The 20,602-nt window shown below is 36.1% G+C and carries 16 protein-coding genes; 4 read left to right on the plus strand and 12 right to left on the minus strand.

Annotated features, from left to right (window positions below; translation table 11 throughout):
• Positions 1-105 precede the first annotated feature (105 nt).
• From H4J73_RS06335 to yfaE, 4 genes are all read left to right on the plus strand, one after another.
• Entirely contained in the window at positions 106-1,017 is a 912-nt protein-coding gene (locus tag H4J73_RS06335) for a LysR family transcriptional regulator (RefSeq protein WP_182181361.1), read from the plus strand.
• A gap of 616 nt (positions 1,018-1,633) precedes the next feature.
• Positions 1,634-3,904: a class 1a ribonucleoside-diphosphate reductase subunit alpha gene (gene nrdA, locus H4J73_RS06340; RefSeq protein ID WP_182181362.1), complete on the plus strand. Its 2,271-nt coding sequence runs from the start codon at positions 1,634-1,636 to the stop codon at positions 3,902-3,904.
• 135 nt (positions 3,905-4,039) lie between these two features.
• Positions 4,040-5,170, plus strand: a complete 1,131-nt coding sequence (gene nrdB / locus H4J73_RS06345; RefSeq protein ID WP_182181363.1) for a class Ia ribonucleoside-diphosphate reductase subunit beta — start codon at positions 4,040-4,042, stop codon at positions 5,168-5,170.
• Between the two features lie 83 nt (positions 5,171-5,253).
• Complete coding sequence (yfaE, locus tag H4J73_RS06350; RefSeq protein ID WP_182181364.1) at positions 5,254-5,565, plus strand: class I ribonucleotide reductase maintenance protein YfaE; 312 nt, start codon at positions 5,254-5,256, stop codon at positions 5,563-5,565.
• 88 nt (positions 5,566-5,653) lie between these two features.
• On the opposite strand, the gene H4J73_RS06355 is transcribed toward yfaE, so the two are convergent.
• The 12 genes from H4J73_RS06355 to H4J73_RS06410 form a co-directional block, all read right to left on the minus strand.
• Positions 5,654-6,967, minus strand: coding sequence for a diguanylate cyclase (locus H4J73_RS06355; protein ID WP_182181365.1), 1,314 nt, complete (start codon positions 6,965-6,967; stop codon positions 5,654-5,656).
• A gap of 290 nt (positions 6,968-7,257) precedes the next feature.
• On the minus strand, positions 7,258-9,840 hold the full coding sequence (locus H4J73_RS06360; RefSeq protein ID WP_182181366.1) for a PAS domain S-box protein: 2,583 nt from the start codon (positions 9,838-9,840) through the stop codon (positions 7,258-7,260).
• On the minus strand, positions 9,840-11,000 hold the full coding sequence (locus H4J73_RS06365; protein WP_182181367.1) for a response regulator: 1,161 nt from the start codon (positions 10,998-11,000) through the stop codon (positions 9,840-9,842). The genes H4J73_RS06360 and H4J73_RS06365 overlap by 1 nt, the downstream gene beginning before the upstream one ends.
• A 54-nt stretch (positions 11,001-11,054) precedes the next feature.
• A complete protein-coding gene (locus H4J73_RS06370) occupies positions 11,055-11,213 on the minus strand; it encodes a hypothetical protein (protein ID WP_182181368.1) in 159 nt (52 codons plus the stop codon).
• 213 nt (positions 11,214-11,426) lie between these two features.
• Positions 11,427-13,154 (minus strand): fused response regulator/phosphatase, encoded by a 1,728-nt coding sequence (locus tag H4J73_RS06375; RefSeq protein WP_310649664.1) that lies wholly within the window; start codon positions 13,152-13,154, stop codon positions 11,427-11,429.
• Between the two features lie 11 nt (positions 13,155-13,165).
• Complete coding sequence (locus H4J73_RS06380) at positions 13,166-13,474, minus strand: STAS domain-containing protein (RefSeq protein ID WP_182181370.1); 309 nt, start codon at positions 13,472-13,474, stop codon at positions 13,166-13,168.
• A gap of 22 nt (positions 13,475-13,496) precedes the next feature.
• The gene (locus H4J73_RS06385) at positions 13,497-14,684 is read right to left on the minus strand and encodes a methyl-accepting chemotaxis protein (protein WP_182181371.1); all 1,188 of its coding nucleotides are present in this window, start codon (positions 14,682-14,684) and stop codon (positions 13,497-13,499) included.
• Positions 14,674-15,759, minus strand: coding sequence for a chemotaxis response regulator protein-glutamate methylesterase (locus H4J73_RS06390; protein WP_182181372.1), 1,086 nt, complete (start codon positions 15,757-15,759; stop codon positions 14,674-14,676). The genes H4J73_RS06385 and H4J73_RS06390 overlap by 11 nt, the downstream gene beginning before the upstream one ends.
• Before the next feature lie 31 nt (positions 15,760-15,790).
• The gene (cheD, locus tag H4J73_RS06395; protein WP_182181373.1) at positions 15,791-16,456 is read right to left on the minus strand and encodes a chemoreceptor glutamine deamidase CheD; all 666 of its coding nucleotides are present in this window, start codon (positions 16,454-16,456) and stop codon (positions 15,791-15,793) included.
• Positions 16,457-16,483: 27 nt separating this feature from the next.
• Positions 16,484-17,326 carry a protein-glutamate O-methyltransferase CheR gene (locus H4J73_RS06400; protein WP_182181374.1) on the minus strand — a complete coding sequence of 281 codons (843 nt, stop codon included), beginning with the start codon at positions 17,324-17,326 and terminating at the stop codon, positions 16,484-16,486.
• Positions 17,327-17,341: 15 nt separating this feature from the next.
• Positions 17,342-20,002 (minus strand): methyl-accepting chemotaxis protein, encoded by a 2,661-nt coding sequence (locus H4J73_RS06405; protein WP_182223808.1) that lies wholly within the window; start codon positions 20,000-20,002, stop codon positions 17,342-17,344.
• A 113-nt stretch (positions 20,003-20,115) separates the two neighbouring features.
• Positions 20,116-20,592, minus strand: coding sequence for a chemotaxis protein CheW (locus tag H4J73_RS06410; RefSeq protein ID WP_182181376.1), 477 nt, complete (start codon positions 20,590-20,592; stop codon positions 20,116-20,118).
• Positions 20,593-20,602: the final 10 nt, after the last annotated feature.

A 20,602-nucleotide genomic window follows, 5' to 3' on the forward strand; every position in this document is an offset into this window, starting at 1 on the left:
CAAAAATGAACAATGCAGATAAAATTGACATCATTGTATCAATTATTGATACAATGATGATTAAGTAAGCAATTAGCCATGTGTTTTTAATTACTAGGTCATATTATGGATATTTCATTTGAACAGCTTAAAAGTATGGTTGTTTTTGCGCAAGTCATAGAGCAAGGTAGCCTAAGTGCTGCAGCTAAACATTTAGGGTTATCTCGAGCAGTAGTGAGTTATCATCTAAAAAAGCTTGAAGCACAACTCGAGGTAAAGCTACTTAATCGCTCTACACGTTCTATTAACCTTACTGAAGCAGGCCAAGCATATTATGAACGCTGCCGCGTTATTGCCGAGCAAGCCAGCGCAGCCAACCAACAAATTGAAAACTTCAAAAATGAACCCATTGGACTCCTTAAAATAACGTGCCCAGTAAACGTTGGTTTACAAACAGTTGTTCCTGCACTCAACGAGTTTAAGAAAATTTACCCTAAAATTGCACTTGATGTCATGCTAACAGATGAAGTTGTTAATATTATGAAAGAAGGGATCGATTTGGCCATTCGGGGTGCACCCTTACCTGATTCTGGTTTGCAAGCCAGTAAGCTTGCAACATTAGAAACTTGCCTTTGTGGCGCTCCTGAATACTTCCTTCAATTTGGCCGGCCCACTAAACCTGCAGATTTAAGTGACCATCAATGGGTAATTTACAAATTAACATCTGGGGTATTAACCCTAACGAAGGGCAGCCGTTCGTTCAGTGTTACCATGAAAGGTAGTATAAGTACCAATAATGCAGCAGCACGTACTGCCTTTGTTGAGGCAGGACATGGTTTAGGCCGTATCCCAACTTACGATGCATGGCCAAAAATAAAAGCAGGTACCTTAGAAACGGTAATGGATGACTATGCGCTCAGCGATATCAATGTTTATGGCGTATTCCCACCTGGTACAGCCAACTCTAAAAAACTCAGACTACTCCTTAATTTTTTAAAAGAATATTTCACCAGCCAAAACAAAACCAAGAAACAATAAATACACTGACTAAATGAGAATATCACCTTACCTACTTGTCTTTATTATAAAGTAGCTAAAAGGTGAACAACTTTACCTCAACGTTTTTATTGGTGTATTCATTAACGTGTAAAGATTATACAACCTGTTATGGGAATATGATGAAAAACCATAACAGCAGCGATATCGTTCATTTAGTGTCCTTCTTGTTCAAAAAAAAGCAACTCACTGTTTTTGTTGACAATTAACTTTTATCTTACAAATGTAGTGAGCAGAGATGAAATTTATTTTAAAAAAAATTTATCAATAAAAATTAATTAAAATAAACGTTGCGTTTTTGTAATATCAAAAATAAAAAGCACTACTAAGTTAGTCGTTACTAACTGAAATTTCACTCTAAGGAAAGTTATTAAAAACTCTGCTTTTTATCACTTGCAAAAACAACCAAACCTCATTATCTTGTGATCAGTTTTTAGAAAACCCCTACATATAGTGTATTTGTTGTTCAGACGAATTTTTGTGCTGTTCTATATTTTAGGGGAAATATAATACTGATAAGTGTTCACTTAACGTGCTTCTAATTAACAACGTTAGGTAAATAAAGCGACCAGCATAATTAATAAATTACAGGTTTTTCATGACTAATAATCTTTTTGTAAGTAAGCGTAATGGCAAAAAAGAACTCATCGATTTAGAAAAAATTCATAAAGTTATCACTTGGGCTGCTGAAGGCCTTGATAACGTGTCAGTGTCACAGGTTGAATTAAAGTCTCATATTCAATTCTATGACGGCATTAAAACTGCTGATATTCATGAAACGATTATTAAAGCTGCCGCTGACCTTATCTCAGAAGAAACACCTGATTATCAGTATTTATCAGCACGCTTAGCTATTTTTCACTTACGCAAGAAAGCCTACGGCCAATTTGAACCGCCTAAATTATTTACCCATGTTGTCAATATGGTAGAAAAGGGTAAATATGATGAACATCTTCTAACTGATTACAACGAAGCAGAATTTGAACAAATGGAGAGATTTCTTGTTCATCCTCGTGATTTAGACTTTAGTTACGCCGCAGTCAAACAGTTAGAAGGTAAATACCTTGTTCAAAACCGGGTAACGGGTGAAATTTACGAAAGTGCTCAGTTTTTATATATCTTAGTGGCCGCTTGTTTATTTGCTAAATACCCTGTTGAAACGCGTTTAAAATATGTTAAAGGTTTTTATAACGCTATTTCAACCTTCAAAATATCGCTACCTACACCTATTATGGCTGGGGTACGTACGCCTACGCGTCAATTTTCATCGTGTGTATTAATTGAATGTGGTGACAGTTTAGACTCAATAAACGCGGCTTCTAGCTCTATTGTCAAATATGTTTCACAACGAGCAGGTATTGGTATTAATGCGGGCCGTATTCGTGCTTTAGGTAGTTCAATACGTAACGGTGAAGCATTTCATACCGGTTGTATACCGTTTTTCAAACATTTTCAAACGGCTGTTAAAAGTTGTTCACAAGGCGGAGTTCGAGGTGGTGCAGCAACATTATTCTACCCACTTTGGCACTTAGAAGTTGAAAGCTTACTGGTCCTTAAAAATAATCGTGGTGTAGAAGAGAATCGTGTTCGTCATTTAGATTATGGTGTGCAATTCAATAAGCTTATGTACACTCGTTTAATTAAAGGTGAGTCTATTACTCTCTTTAGCCCGAGCGATGTTCCTGGTCTTTACGATGCATTTTTTGAAGACCAAGATAAATTTGAAGCCTTGTATGTAAAATATGAAGCTGATGACTCAATTCGTAAAAAATGTATTAAAGCCATTGAGTTATTTACTTTGTTTGCTCAAGAGCGCGCCAGCACAGGTCGAATTTATTTACAAAATGTTGACCACTGTAATACGCATAGTCCCTTTGACCCTAAACAAGCGCCTATTCGTCAAAGTAACTTGTGTTTAGAAATCGCGCTGCCAACACAGCCAATGAATGACATCAATGATCCAAACGGCGAAATAGCACTTTGTACCTTGTCAGCCTTTAACTTAGGTGCAATAGAAAGTTTAGATGAATTAGAAGGATTATCAGATTTAGCGGTTCGAGCACTCGATAGTTTACTTGATTATCAAAACTATCCAATGCCAGCTGCATACAATGCCACTATAGGTCGCAGAACATTAGGTATAGGCGTAATAAACTATGCTTACTACTTAGCTAAAAATGGCGTCTTTTACTCAAACGGTAGTGCAAACAATTTGACTCACCGTACTTTTGAAGCGATACAATTTAATTTGTTGAAAGCTTCAAATGAATTAGCGAAAGAAAAAGGGGCTTGTCCTAAGTTTAATGAGACACGCTTATCGCAAGGTATTTTACCGATTGATACTTATAAAAAGACCATCGACGATATTACCGGCGAACCTCTTCACCTTGACTGGGAAGGTTTACGTGAGAGCATTAAAAAACATGGCGTGAGAAACTCAACTGTTTCAGCGTTAATGCCATCAGAAACCTCTTCACAAATTTCAAATGCAACAAACGGTATTGAACCACCACGTGGTTTGATCAGCATCAAAGCAAGTAAAGATGGTGTTTTAAAACAAGTGGTACCTGAGTACCAAAGATTAAAGCATAACTATGAATTACTTTGGAATATTCCAAGCAATGAAGGCTATTTACAATTAGTAGGCATCATGCAGAAATTTATTGATCAAACAATTTCTGCAAATACTAATTACGACCCTGCCCGATTTGAAGGTGGAAAAGTGCCTGTTAAGCAAATCCTTAAAGATATACTGACCGCTTATAAATTAGGCGTTAAAACCATGTATTACCATAATACACGCGATGGTGCCTCTGAAGATATGCTTGGATTAGAAGAAGACTGTGAAGGCGGCGCGTGTAAAATATAGTTACGTGCACAAAAAGCAAGCTTCATTGCTTATTTAGCAATGAAGCTGCTGGCATGTTCAGTAATAAAAATCATTTTAAAAAGTAAATTTCGATAACAAGCCTCGACCATCATGCGTGTTATCAAGGAGAAATAGATGTCCTACACTACGTTTAACCAAGTTCCTAATAATGCGCTACTCGAGCCAATGTTTTTAGGGAACAGTGTCAATGTGTCACGATATGATCAGCAACGTTTTATTGCTTTTGAAAAGCTTATTGAAAAACAGTTATCATTTTTTTGGCGTCCTGAAGAAATAGATGTCTCAAAAGACCGCTCTGATTGGCAGAGTTTAACGCCTTCAGAAAAACATATCTTTATTTCAAACCTAAAATATCAAACATTACTTGATTCTATGGCAGCACGCTCGGTGAATGCGATGTTTTTACCTCTTGTTTCTTTACCCGAAGTAGAAACTTGGGTAGAAACATGGGCGTTCAGTGAGACGATTCATTCGCGCTCGTATACACATATTTTACGGAATCTGTTTTCAGACCCGAGTGAAATATTTGATGACATCGTTGTTAATCCTGCCATATTAAAGCGTGCGTCAAGTATTTCTAAATACTTTGATGCCGTGATCATCACCACACAGCTACTTCAGTCACAAGGAGAAGGTTCGTATGAAGTCGATGGTGAAATAATTGAAGTATCAACGCGCAAGCTTAAAGAGCGCTTATATCTTGCTGTTTGTTCGGTTAATGCCTTAGAAGCTATTCGCTTTTATGTTAGCTTTGCCTGTTCATTTGCTTTTGCCGAGCGTGAATTATTAGAAGGTAATGCTAAAATCATCAAGCTTATTGCCCGTGATGAGGCTTTGCATTTAACTGGTACCCAGCATATTTTAAACAACTGGCTATCTGGTAGAGATGACCCTGAAATGCAGGTCATTGCACAAGAAATGAAAGAGCAAGGGTTACAGATATTTCTTGATGTGGTTGAGCAAGAGAAAGAATGGGCACAGTATCTATTCAAAGATGGTTCGATGATTGGCTTAAATGCAGCGATCTTAAATCAATATATTGAATACATCAGTAATCAACGTCTAACCGCTATTGGTTTTGACGCACCATTTGACATTAAGAGCAACCCACTGCCATGGATGAATGCATATTTGGTATCAGACAATGTTCAGGTCGCCCCACAAGAAACTGAGATATCAAGTTACTTAGTTGGTCAGGTTGACTCTTCTGTTTCAAGTGATGATTTTGACGGATTCGATCTTTAATGACTTTAACCTTTAAATAAAGAACCTACTATCATGCTTTCTTATAACATCATTAGCACATTGAGTGCTTAAGTCTTTTAAAAATGAAAAGTGCTAATGATTGTTTAGCTTCACACAAAAAAAAACCGGTAGATACAACACTTTATAATATCAGTGTCGATAATAAAACTATTAAATTTCAAGCAAATGACAAAAGTTTGCTTGAATGCTTAGAGAATGCCAATGTAGAAGTGCATTATCATTGTCGTGATGGGTTTTGTGGTGCTTGTCGAGTTACGTTAGTTGAAGGCGATATTTCATACCCTCAGGGTGAGCCATTAGCTTTTATTGGTGAAGGTGAAGTACTCTCTTGTTGCTGCGTACCCAAGAGTGATATTAAACTTATTGTTGAGTGATTGAAAGAGCGACGAATAATAATGTTCAATGGTACCTTCATCAAGAAACATTTAATTGAGAATTCAGGTACTTTTATCGTTTCAAAGATTAAAGTTTATCCGCTAATTTAACCTTAATGCCCGCGACTATTTTAACTAGTTCCAAAGCAACAGGTTGATAAAGTTGCTGATAGCTTGCTTTGTCTTCCACACTTATTGCACCATCTAATGCTTTGGTCAACTCAAACAACCGCATAGCTCCTAAAGAGCATGAAACCCCTTTTAAAGTATGCACTAAATGTTTACAGGCAGGTTGATCTTCACTGGTGATCGCCTGTTGAATTTTATCACCATCATTGAAATGGTCTTCATAAAACATCACTAATATTTCAGAAAAAAGTGCTTCATCACCCAATACATTACCAACACCCACCTGAAAATCTATACCTGGGTATTTATCTTCTGATGTACTTTGTAATATTTCACAAGAATCGTCAAGCATTACAGTCTTTATCTCTTCATTAATCTTAGTTTGATTACGCCCATTTTTCTTCGCTTGATATAAGCTAAGATCAGACTGTTTGAACAACTCTTCTAAGCTCATTTCAGCGTTTTTTCTCAATGATAAACCAATACTTACAGTTACTGATATTTTTTCATCATTGTTATCATCAGTAGATATTTTATTATTTTGTATCGAGAGTCTAAAGCGTTCACAGGCAGCAAAAGCATTTTTTACAGTAATATTTGGCATGAACACAGCAAATTCTTCACCACCAACTCGGCCAATAATATCGTATTCTCGAAAGCATTCACAAAGAATATGGGTAAATTGAATTAATACTTTATCGCCAGCATCATGACCATAATTGTCATTAACGGCCTTAAAAAAATCAATATCAAGCATCGCCATAACATACGGCAGGTTGGTACGCTTTGCTTGGCTAATCGCTTTACTGGCTAAATTTTCAAAAGCACATCTATTATTAATCCCCGTTAAGAAGTCTGTTTTAGCAAGAGACTCTAGTTCTAAGGTCTTTTCTAAAAGCCGAATAGACGTTTTGATTCTAGCTAACAAAACTTTTGGAATATAAGGTTTAGTTACGTAGTCGTCAGCGCCAGATTCTAGTGCATCAACAATTTTATCTTCATCATCTGAAGCCGATAGCATGATCACGGGTGTTTTCATAAATAAAGGGTGAGCCTTTACTTTCTTCAGCACGGCTAATCCTGAAAGACCAGGCATATACATATCTAATAAAATAAGATCAATGGCTTGTTCTTCTAAAACAGCCAAGGCGAGTTCACCCGATTCTGCGGTAAACACTTCATAACCGACTTCAGCTAAATCAAATTCTAAAAGCATGAGGGTATCTTTAGCATCATCCACAGCGAGAATGTTATATTTTTTCTTCAAATTCATTGTTTATCCTCAGAGTGAAGGTTCATTAGTTAACTTTTAGCGCTTAAAGCTTTTGTAACGTTTATATTTGAGCCGATGGCTCAACATACCGTATTATTGTGGTGATAGTCATTTAACAACGACTTTAAACACTCATAAATTTATGAAATAAATCAATAATATCATTATAAAAAAAAATTTACATTGCTTTAATTAACTCATTTTTAAACCCCGCCATGGCGTATAATTAAAAACGATGGGGTGAGCATCATCAATAAAAGCAGAGTAGAAGTAATAAGCTAGAATAAAATTTAACTATTATCAATTAAAAAACTTACCAACTCTTTAGAATTAAAAGGCTTTCTGAGTACCGGATAATGCCACTGTTTATCTTCCTCTGCAATATAACCACTGATTGAAAAAACACGAATATTGGGGAACTTAGCTTTCACAAGATCAACCGCTTCTCGACCCGAAATGTCGGGTAAAATCATATCTGTAATAAAAAAATCAAAAACGTGCTCACTGGATAATATTTTCATTAAACCCACTTTATTACTGGTATGTTGAGTTTTAACGCCCTCATTTTCTAAGTACAAAGCTACAAATTCAGCAATACTAACTTCATCATCTAAAATTAGAACTTTTTTTTCCTTCATATCTAATGGGCTTTTAATCGCTAGCGGAGCTTTTATTGGTGGGTTTGATAATACTTGGCACTTAAATATTAACGTGAAGTGCGCACCACCTAAGTGGCCATGCCCTTCAACTTGAATATGACCATTATGTTTATATATCGTACTGTAGACATTAGCTAAACCAATACCGTTGCCTTTATTAACTGATTTACTGCTGTAGAAGGGATCAAATACCTTTGTCAAATTACTTTGCTCAATACCTATACCGCTGTCTTCTACGTGAATTTCTAAATGTTTCTCCTTATTAATGTTCGCAGATATTTTAATTTCCCCAATGAGGCCTTTTTCGCGGATCGCATCTTGAGAGTTCAACACGAGATTGAGTAAGATATTAATAAATTCACCCTGAGGAAAATTTATTTCACAGCATACTTCATGAGTATTGATGCTGAAATCAATGGTTGACAGTAATAATTGCTTAAAAAGATACTGGTTATCAATAATATCTTGCATGGGGTCAAACTTGACCACTTTAATGGTTGGTTTTCGGGTAAAAGCTAATAAGCGCTCTGTTACGCTTTTACCTTTGTCAATTGCATTTTTTACCCGCTCAATATACGTTGAAATATCTTGTTCACCCTGGGCAAACTTAATTTCTAACATTTCGGTCGCGCCTAAGGCTACGCTGAGCACATTATTAATGTCATGGGAAACATTACCAAAAGTATTACCCAATAAAGCAAGTCGATTACTAATAAGTTGTTGCTGGTCCTTACGAAATTGATCTGTCACATTTTCAACAATCCAAATAAAAATTCCTTCATCAGCCTCATAAGTTACCGATAAGTCAAAAACAGTATTGTACTGATCAAAGCTAATATTCGTTTCTTTGAATTGACCACACTTTTTCGCTTTACGCTTAAAAGTAATATAATCCGTGATGCTGAAATTAATGTAATTAAAAAGCACTGAACTACTATGAGCAGTTTTTGGTGTAAGATCTTGATAAACAACATTGTCTTTGTCGTCAATAAAGAAAACAGGCACTTTTATTGTGTAGTTCACCATTGCTAACAATTTTAACTTTTCAAAAATATCTTCAGATTTAGTAATATCTTTAAACACCCCAAAGACACCGACCACCTCCCCCATCATATTCAATTCTACTTCGCCAAAACATTCCACTTTAACTTTTCTGCCACTTTTATGTTTTATGGCGCTTTTAAAGTGAAACCCTTGTTTGTCAATCATCGCTTTATCTAAATGATTTCGTACCTTATTTTGTTCATCTTCCAGATAAAAATCTAACACAGTATCTACATTTGGAACATAACTTGTGGGATCTACACCATGTATTTTATAGAGTTCTGTCGACCAATATAACGTTTTATTAAGGAAATCTAGGTGCCAATGTCCTGATTTATTTAAACGTTCCACAAGTAATAAGTAATTATTTCTCTCTTTTAGCTTTTCAACTAATTGGTGCTGATCTGAAATGTCTTTAACTGAACCAAACATTTTATATGCTCGATCGTCACTATATTCGATAATCTTACCAAAAATAGTGATCCATTTAGTCACTCCAAGCTCAGTCGTAATTGACAGTGTTAGATTAATGTAAGGTGTTTCACCCATAAGGTGTGCTTTAGCTTGTCGATTAAGGCTGGCTAAGTCTTCTGGTTTTAAGTGTTTTTCATAGAAAGACAGCGGACCTAAAAATGATTTTTTATCATAACCCAGCATAGCCATTACTTGGGCGGAATAAAGTATAGTTCCTTGGACAATATTCCATTCCCAAAAGGCTTCTTCTATACCATTTAATATTTTATGAGTATCCGTTGACAACGTTAACGACGTGATTTTACGAGGCGAGTTAGTTTGCTGATAATTAAGTTTATTCTTGCTCGTTTCACTTAAAAGTGAAACGGTAAGGTAGGCCATATAGCCATCAACCACTTTACTGACTTTTATTGTACAATTAAGCATTTTTTTCGATTTACTTAACAAAAATACAGCGCTACTCTTTAACATTCCCCCAGAAGGTTGCTGATTGTTATCAATTAATTCGACAAGGGAATCAACCGTTTTACCGGGCAAGAGCGTGTCTAATTTTTGTCCTTTTACCTCTAGCAATGAATAGCCAAAAAGTCTTTCTGTCCAGATATTACAGCCAGTGATCGTACCTTGATGATCTATTTGAATAACAGGGAAAGGAATACTATTTAGCGCTACCGTTAAATCATCAGAGACAGGCATCAAAACAATTCATCCTCTTCATTAATATCAACAGTTTCCTCTTCTTGTTGCAGATTAAGGACTTCAAGTTCATCAACACTGGCCAAGGCGCCATCAAGTAATTGTGTCACTTCAAGAAAATTTATATCGTCTTGTGAGTGTTTTTTCAAGGCCGTATGAACCAAGTTTGTTAAGTACTCTTCTTGCTCATCAGACATTTCTAGTACGTGAAAGCTCATCCCTATATTTGTGACAATCTCATTCATAACTTCTTGTTGATGATGCTTGGAGATAGCAATCATTTGCTTGGTCGCAGAAACGGCTTGTTGTATTTTACTTTGTACATGTACTAATGAATTTTTATAAGTAATAAAGGCAATGCGAGCACCAACACATTCAATGACAGATGCTAAAGCGTCTATATATATATCGGTATCAATAGCCCCTTCCTCTAAATTGAGGATGAGTATTGAGCAAAGAGGATGATTAAAAATAGTTCTAGAGCTAAAGCGATATAACCTGGGTTTCACTTTTAATAACTTCATTACATCGATTTCAACAGGAGAACAAAAGCCGTTTTTAGCACTAAAGAAAAGTGGTTTTTTCTTAATAGGATAAAAAGCGATGCAACCTTGTAAATTCATCGAATATAGAAACAAAAACAATTCATCTCTAATTTTTTCTAGGGTAAAGCAATGATTAAGACGAGAGGTTAGCTGCATACAGCTTCCATATTTAGACGCTTGTGCCATTGAAATATTAATCACTCTATCTTTTGAACAAATTTCTGTTTCAAAACTGTGAATTTTATCTTGATAAGAAATAAGCTTTTTAAGTTTGTTATTCAATGCGTTTAAAGAAATAGGTTTCGCAAGAAAATCATCCGCGCCACACTCTAGGCCTTTAAGTACGGCGTCTTCGTTTACTAATCCAGAATACAGTACAAATGAAGCTGCTACCGTATGTTGCTCTATTTTGCTTTTTATCCACTTGGAACCTTTATCATCACCAATGTTCTCATCAACTAAAGCAATATCAAAAACTTCATTGTTGCTGACAAATTTATCAGCTTCTTTGATGTTACTCACACACGTTACGTCAAAATTTTCGGCTAATGCTTCATAAAGTAATTCAAGGTAATCTTTGTCATCATCAATGATGAGTAAACGTGGTTTTTGCATAATAATTCCTTTTTTTATGAGATTTTAACTTTTAAAAAATAAATGTAAGGCATCTTATTGAAAGACTTGACAACAGTTGCGCCCTTGCTCTTTTGCTTTAAATCTTGCACCATAAATAGGCGTAAAAGGAAAAACAACCATAAACCCCTCTTCTTCAAAACCTGCTAATGAATCAGTTGACCGGTTAAGTGTTTCATTAGCACGTGTCGGCAATCTGCACTAAACCGCTTCTATTAAGGACTGTGTTAATGGGTCAAATTTCTAATTATTTACTGGCTTGATCATGTCTATTCGCAGTAGCCGCAACATGACCACTGTCAATGAACATGGCACTAACGACTTATCTAATAAATTTATTATCATCTACAACTAAAATATTCAAATTAATACCTTATTCCCTAAGACTTAATCAAAGTATTAATGCGATTAGGATGCCCACACATAAGATGCTTCAACAATTTTACCCTTTTCTTGAAAGTCTAAACTGTCACAAAGTTGCTCTACAAGTTCAATCCCCCGGCCACTAAGCTGTAGTTTATTTTCTCGCTTCTTTACTCTGTTATCATAGTATTTTTTGATATCAAACCCTTGACCACTATCATGTATTTTAATCATGATCCTCCCCCCATTTGGAAAAGGATAATGACTTATTTGTAGATCAATAAAGCCATGTTCTAAGTTTGTTAAACGCAGTTCTCGTTCTTTATAATATTGAGAAAAACCTTCTGCACTGGCTTTTAATTTAGAGTTTAAACCTAAGACACCATGGTCAAGTGCATTAACAAATAATTCAGAGAGTATGCTATATAAACTTTGCCAATGCTCAGCGTGCCCTTCGATTTCATTTATTTGATTCATTGCCATTGGAATGGGATTTATAGAGGCTAAGCGCTTACCACTCAATGTTAACTGCCAGTGCCACGCGAAATCTGTTGCTAAATAAATATCGTCAAGCTGTTGGGCTGAAATGTTGCTAATACCTTGGCTGGCAACGAGTACGTGTTCCCAGCCTCCACAAGGGATATCAATCAATGAGATGTCATCTTCTTGTGGCATAGTTTGGCAAAAATCATTAACGGCTTTGAGTACACATTCACTAACGTTATGAGTTATGATTCCCTGTATTGCCGCCTGCTCAAATCGCTCAAAATCAAACATTTCACCCTGCTCATTCCTCACTTCAACAATACCGTCACTGATCAAAATAATTCGATCGGTTTCTTCAATACTATAAATAGTTAATTGGCTATCCGGTAAAAGCTTCGGAAGAACACCTAATGGTGGATGACTTGATGATATTTTATGTTTTATCATTCCTTGTTCAGAAAATAAATAGGCATCAGGTAAACCTGCATTAAAAGCATAAACTGATGCATCGTGACTAGAAATACTTGCAAAGCCTGCCGCTAAAAATAAATCTGCGGGGAGTAAATCATAGAGTTGATGATTAATTTGATTAATAATTTCAAATAACAAAAAACCTTTCTTCGTCATTGCCCTGAATGTTTCAGCTAAAGGAATAGCGCCAATAGATGAACGTAAACCGTGCCCAGTAAAATCCCCTAGCATGACATTAACATCGCCATTAGGAGATAAAGCGGTAAGTTGTATATCCCCACTAAATAATGCCGCGGGTTGTTTAATAATGCCAATTCGGTCAAGCGAGAAATTTCTTGCTTCAATCACACCAGACATTAATTGCTCAGCAAGTTCAGCGTCTTTTTGTTGCTCTTGTTGCAAAGTTTTAACTTGGGCGTATAAATCACTAATACGTTGAATTGATTTTATTTTTGCTTTAAAAACATCAGGTGAAAATGGCCGCACCAAAATACCGTCTCCCCCTGCGTCTATGCACTCAATAAAGGCTTGATCAGTATCCATGCTCGTAATAAAAATAAGCGGGCAGAGGCTATGATCTTGCGATAAGCCTTTAATCTTCCTTGCTGCTTCATAACCATCCATAACAGGCATATTAATGTCCATTAATACTAAATCAGGCTTGTATTTAACATACATTTCAACACCACGAGCACCATCATTAGCTGTAAAAACGCGATAACCTTCTTCTTTTAATAAAACACTTAATACCTTGCATTGCATTGCAGAGTCATCAACGACTAACGCTAATTTAGTATCACTTTTTTCAGCTAACACTGCCATATACCCTAGAGTTCTATTGACAATAAACGGTGGAATTGAGCTATCTCTAAAATCTTATTAACGGCTTCACTGGGTTTACTAATAACTACTTTTCCTGAATAGTTTTCTGCATGATCTTTAAGTAATAAAATCATGCCTAAAGCTGAGCTGTCCATGTAAGTCGTATTTAATAGATATATTGTGAATACCGTATTTTTTTCTTTACAATTTATATAGGCATCGCGAAAATGTTGGTGTAATGAAAAATCAAACCTGCCATCGATACTAATTTCTATATTTTTTTTATCTTCGGATACTTTCTTTTTAACATTCATATTTGTTCCTAGTATTTAAAAATCAAAATAACTCAACATCACCTTCATTCATAGATGACTGGGATACACTCCTTCGCTCGTTGTCGTATTGAGATTGTTCAATGAGCACTTGGCATTGATGCTGTAAGGCTTGTAACTCTTGGTAAGTATTACCTTTACTGATTTCAAATCCTACAATAATTTTATTAAGTGCTGAAATAGTTCGAGTATTACTTTTTAGTGATGAAAGGGCTTGACGAGTTAAATCTTCAAACTGCAATGAACGTATACCTATAGCGACTGTTTCTGCGATTTTAGGTGATAGTCCGGCGAGTTCTTCAATAATAGCATTGGTTTTAATGTTAGATTCACCCATGTGTTCAACCATCATACTCACTCTACTTTTAGCTTCAAGTGTTGCAGTCATATCTGCTGAAGCCATCACCTGAACCGAATTTTTTAGCTTTTCAATAATAGTTTGCGCAGACGATATTTTTTCACGAATATCATTATTAAGCTCTGTAGAATTAAATGACAATGCTCTTACTTCACTTGCTACAACAGCAAAGCCTCGTCCTGCATCCCCTGCTCTCGCTGCTTCTATAGCGGCATTAAGGGCCAATAAATTTGTTTGGCTTGCTAAACTTTCAACTTGTCCTAATAAGCTAAAAATACCTTCAAGCTGCTTACTCATGTTCTCAGTAAATGACATTGCCTCTGCACTTTGTTCACTCGTGGTGATAATGACCTGCACAAAAGTATCTAACGTCTCACTTGAATCCTGAACAAAAGACTCGACGGTGGTTCCTTCCTCATCCACAGTTCCCTGACGATTACCAATCGCTGCATTAAGCATGACTTGCTGTTCATCACTTAAACTTTTTAAATATTTAAAGCTATCTGAAATTCCCGTAGTGGCCTCTTCTATTAAGATAGTTGCTCTATCAACTTCGGTATCAACAATTTCCATTTGTTGGGAGAGTAAATTCGCTATTTTTGTTAAGGTGAGTTTAATTTCTATGCCATGCGTTTGTTGACTATCATCAAGACAACTATCGCTAGAGGTCATTTCTGAAAGCGTAGAGTAGCGATATAATAAAATTAAAATAATTGACAGTAATAATGTCAGGGTTATTGATAAATAACTTATCTGAAAAAACATAAGGTCTGTAAGTATTAAGCCAACAATAAGCAGCCCAAATCTTAATAATTGTATTTGCTTACTTTTCATACAACACCTCTTTCATACTGTTTCTATCAAGTGCGGCGTGATCTAATATTGCCTTGGGGATATTTAAGAGTGAACACTCTTTTACCTGCGCATTTAACGCATGAGCACTTCCTGGCATCCCCCAAATTAAACTACTCGCTTTATCTTGAATTATAGTCATTGCACCAGCATTTTTTAAATTTAATAACCCTTTTGCTCCATCTTGCCCCATTCCCGTTAATAAAATGGCTTGTACATTGTTAGCTATAGGCACTAACGTATTAAACAAAACGTCAACGGCAGGTTTATGTCTATTAACATGAGGAGAATCTTCTAGGATACAAAATAATGCCCCACCTTTACTTTCTACTTTAAGGTGCATATTTCCAGGTGAAATATAAACATGCCCCTCTTTAATTTTTTGTCCATGCCTTGCTTCTTGAACATTAACAGCACAACAACCATTCATACGTTCAGCATATCTCGCACTGAATGTTTCAGGGATATGTAAAGTTATAACGATGGGGGGCGAATTGCTGGGCAAAGCCGTTATAATCGCTTTTATTGCTTCAGTACCACCCGTTGAAGCGCCAATTGCCACTAAATGGTTTGCACGTTGACTACCTTTAAAAGGTACAACGCTAGGATGTGTAGATTTTGACATAGCACTGTTGAGTTGATAAGTCTTGTTATTAACCGTTGCGGCAAATTTTATTTTTCTTAATAACGTTTCTTTAAAGTTATATTTACTTGTAATAAGTTCTTCAAAACTCGGTTTTGCAATAAAATCAATCGCTCCTAGTTCTAGAGCTTCTAGTGTTATATCTGCACCTTTGGTGGTTAGTGTTGATAACATTACTACTGGCATGGGATGCAGTCGCATTAAGTTTTTTAAAAAAGTAAGACCATCCATCTTTGGCATTTCAATATCTAAAGTTAGTACGTCAGGTTTTAACTTCTTAATTTGCTCTCGGGCAATAATAGGATCTTTAGCTTCTCCAACAACTTCAATTTCAGGATCATCTTTTAATACCTCATTAATAACCGCACGAATAACGGAAGAATCATCAATAATGAGTACTTTAATTGCTTTCATTTAACTAACCTCCAAAACTTCATCGTTATGATCAAAATAACTCTATATCTCCTTCAACCGGTGATTGGTCAATAAGACTACGATAAGCAATCTCTCTACGTACAATCGTATCGTTGTGTAAATTATCAATCGTTTTAACAAAAGCTCGGCCACTGATGGGTTCAAATAAAACTTTTCGTGGATAAAAAGAACCTACGTCTGAGCTTTCTATGGGGATACTTTCATCAGCTAAATATTTTAAAACAAAGCTAATATTTCTCTCCCCAACATCAGACATTTTCTTTAATACTTTACCTCCACCAAACACTTTTGCTCGTAAATTTATTTTTAGCCCTCCATTTTTTAAAATCATATTGATAAGATGTTCCATTGCAAAGTTACCATAACGATTAGCATCCGATGCCATTCCTCGTTGCCCCCAATCGACTTCATGTGCTTCTTTATCGGTAAGTGGTAGCATAAAATGATTCATTCCACCGATCCCGCTTTTTTCGTCCCATATGCAGGCTGAAATACAAGAGCCTAAAGTTGTTGCAATAGCGACATTATCTCGGGTTATGTAAAACTCACCAGGAAAAATTTTAGCAATCACTTGTTTTCTTTTTTTATCCCAGTAATGATTTACATGAACAAATTCTGGTAAACAATGTTGTAAACATTGTTCAACATGGCTGCTGTTCTGTCGATTTAACACCATAGTTTTTTATTCACTTGTATAGAGCGACTAAAATGCTTTTCTAAAAATGGTACGCCCAACACTTTCAAAATATACTTGGTGTTTACCTAAATTTTCACTGTGTCCTAAAATAAGTAAACCACCTGGCGCTAACATTTCATAATAACGGGTAAATAATTCTTGTTGCGTTTTGTTATCAAAATAGATAATAACGTTTCGGCAAAAAATAATATCGAATGGGCCTTTCATTGGCCAATGGTGTAATAAATTCAATTTTTTAAAGGTAATAAGTGATTGTAACTGTTTTACTACTTTTACTTTATTTTCATTAATTCCAATACCTTTATTAAAATACTTTTCTTTAAATTTTCTTGGTACATCTTCAATACGTCGCTCATCATAAGTTCCTTCTATACCCGTTTCTAAAACATTACTATCAATGTCTGTCGCAAGTATTTTTACGTCCCATTGACTTAGATGACTTTTCATTGCTTCAAGTAGAGTAATAGCAATACTGTAGGGTTCTTCACCCGTAGAGCTTGCTGACGACCAAATACGGAGTCGTTTAGGGCCCGGTGAATTATTTCGCATCAACATTGGTATTTCATATTGAGACATATAGTCAAAATGATGTTGTTCTCGAAAAAAACTGGTTAAATTTGTGGTGATAGCATTGATAAAGTAGTCTTTCTCTTGTTCAACATTTACCTTTAACAATTCACAGTAAGCTGTAAAGGATGAAATTTTACGTTCGCGAATAATACGAGTAAGCCGCCGATAAACCATTTCTTTTTTGCTGGCATTGATCACAATGCCAGCGGTGTCATAAACAAATTGACAAAGAAAATTAAAGTTATCATTACTTAATTGAAACGCTCTATCACGTTGCATCACTTAGAATATACTCTAGAACTCTTCCCATTCTTGATCAGTTGCTGTTTTTGTTCGGGTAGTTCTTGCCCTAGGTGCTAGTCTTGTTGATTGTCTACTCGACGGTTGTCTGCTTGTTGGCCTTCTACTTGCTGGCGGTGAACGACGCACAGGCGTTTTAATTTCTGGTTCATCATCTTCGCCCGTATTAAAGAAAGCAACTTGTTCAAGAAGCGCTTGAGACTGTTCTTCCATTGACTTACTAGAAGCGGCGGCTTCTTCCACTAATGCTGCATTTTGTTGAGTCATTTCATCCATCTGGCTAACCGCTGCGCTGACTTCGCCAATACCCGCTGATTGTTCTTTGCCGGCACTGTCAATATCACTAATCATTTTACTGACTTCTTCTATAGCATTAACAAGCTCAGTAAAGGTTTGTCCTGTTTCATCAACGAGCTTAGTACCTTGTCCTACGGCTTCTACGCTGTCGTTTATCAAGCCTTTAATTTCTTTAGCTGCGCCTGCTGAACGTTGTGCTAAGTTACGAACCTCTGCAGCAACCACTGCAAAACCACGACCTTGCTCGCCCGCTCTCGCAGCTTCTACCGCCGCATTAAGTGCTAATAAATTGGTTTGAAAGGCAATTTCATCAATAACACTAATAATATCAGCAATTTTTTTGCTCGACTTATTAATATCACTCATTGCGGTGATAGCATTTTTCACAACAGCGCCACCATTACTCGCTTTGTCCATAACAGAGGCTGACAATTTACTTGCTTCTGACGCATTTTCTGCATTTTGTTGTACGGTACTGGTTAATTCTTCCATCGCTGAGGCGGTTTCTTCAAGGCTAGAAGCTTGTGATTCTGTTCTATGACTCAGTTCATTATTTCCTTCAGCAAGCTCACGCGCTGAATCAAAAACATGGGTTGATGCGCTACGTATATCCCCAACCATATTACTCAATACATCAATAAACTCATTGATAGATGTGCCAATAATACTAAACTCACCGACTAATTCTGTTTCAATATATTGTGTTAAATCACCTTCAGAGAGGGTCATCAAGGTTTCTTTAATTTTAGCAATAGCTTGCTTTCGCCCGGTAATGTCTGATGCATACTTAACCACTTTCATGGTATTACCATTTAAATCTAAAATCGGATTATAAGACGCTTGGATCCAAACTTCTTTCCCCCCTTTACCTATACGCAGATATTCGCCGCTGTCGAATTCACCACGATTAAGCTTTTGCCAAAATTGCTGGTATTCAATACTTGATTTATGAGCAGCTTCAACAAATAAGCTATGGTGTTGCCCTTGTATTTCACTCAGCCTGTAACCTAACGCTGACAAAAAATTGTCATTGGCGGTAATAATGGTGCCGTCCATATTAAATTCAATCACCGCTTGTGACTTACTAATGGCAGATATTTGTCCAGAAAAATCGGCATTTATTAATTTTTGAGCGGTTACGTCAGTGGCAAATTTTACAACTTTAAAGGGTTTACCGTTTAAATCTAAAATAGGATTATAAGACGCCTGTATCCACACCTCTTTACCCCCTTTTCCTAAACGCTTATATTCTTTTGATTCATACTCACCACGATTTAAACTTTCCCAAAAAAGTCGATATTCCACACTTGCTTTAAAGTCAGGTTCGACAAACATGCTGTGGTGCTGACCTTGCACTTCTTCTAAACTATAACCTAACGTTGATAAAAAGTTTTCATTGGCGGTAATAATAGTACCATCCATATTAAATTCGATAACGGCTTGTGCTTTATTAATCGCTTCAATTTGTCCTGAAAAACCTGCGTTCTTTAGTTTTTGGGCAGTTATATCCGTTGCAAACTTAATGACTTTATAGGGTCTACCCTCAGCATTAAGAATAGGATTATAAGACGCTTGTATCCAAACTTCTTTACCACCTTTTCCGAAGCGTTTATATTCTTTAGATTCAAACTCCCCACGATTTAAATTTTCCCAAAAAGCGCGATATTCTGCGCTTATTTTAAACTCATGATCGACAAACATACTATGGTGCTGACCCTGTACTTCTTCTAAACTGTAACCTAAGGTCGATAAAAAGTTTTCATTAGCGGTAATAATTGTACCGTCCATGTTAAATTCAATCAGTGCTTGAACTCTATTAATCGCTTCTATCTGAGCCAGCATATCTGAGAATTGCAATTCTTTAGCTTGCTCAACTGAAATTTCGGTATCTTTATCCATGGTCGTATCATTCCCTATCAATTTAATTTTATCTTTTGTTGTTATACGATTAAGCACTAACTCAATAATAATGCTCTCTGCTAAACGTTTAATTACTGATATCCAAGCTCTTTTAAGCGTTATTTTTAATGCTTTATCGAGTACGCGTGCTAATATTTGCAACAGTACAGTTTCAACATCTTCTCGATAATCTTTTGCTGCACTTGTCCTTATGAGTAGTTGTCGTTGTGCTTTTTCTTTTGTTGCACTCATTGGTTTTAATAAACTGATTTCACGGTCTACTAAACAGATAAAGTTTTGATTGTCGTTTTCTTTTTCTTTCTTTGTCTCTTTAAATAACCTGGCTATATCAGGTCTTAATGTAAATAACTGCTGATAAAAAAAAGAGCCTACATTAGGAGAAAGCGTCACTACGTTTGGCCAACTTTGTTGAACTAAACTGATCTGTTTCGCCGTCATCGTTATTACTCTCTTAGTTATCTGACTATGGTCTGTGCTAGAAATATTTTAGTTGTCTCTTAATAACTTTATTCAATGCTTACCTTTATTTCATTGAATAAAGTCATAAATAATCAGACCTCTTCAGCTTTACTTTCTACGTGATACAACTCGTTTTGATCTAATAAACTATGGCTATCTAATAAAATAATAAGCCTCTCCTCAATTGAGGCTAAACCTTGTAAAAAACAGCGGTCAATTTTATTACCAAAGGTAGGAGGCGTTCGTATAGATTGTTTATCGAATTTATACACTTCTGAGACAGCGTCGACCACAATACCCACCACCATTGTTTTTTGACTATTTTGATTACGCAAAATAATAGTGACAGTTTGCTCGTTATAGGCGAGTGGCTCTTGCCCGAAACGCTGGCGTAAATCAATTATTGGCACAATAATGCCACGCAAGTTGATCACACCTTTTATATAATCTGGCTTATTTGGCAGTTCGGTAACAGAACTCCAAACGCGTATTTCTTGTACACACAAGATGTCGACACCATACTCTTCGCCATTTAAAATAAAGGTGAGATACTCTTTTTCTTGTTCCATGTTATCTTCC

This window comes from Colwellia sp. MB3u-41, from assembly GCF_014076845.1.
Taxonomy (GTDB): Bacteria; Pseudomonadota; Gammaproteobacteria; order Enterobacterales; family Alteromonadaceae; genus Colwellia_A.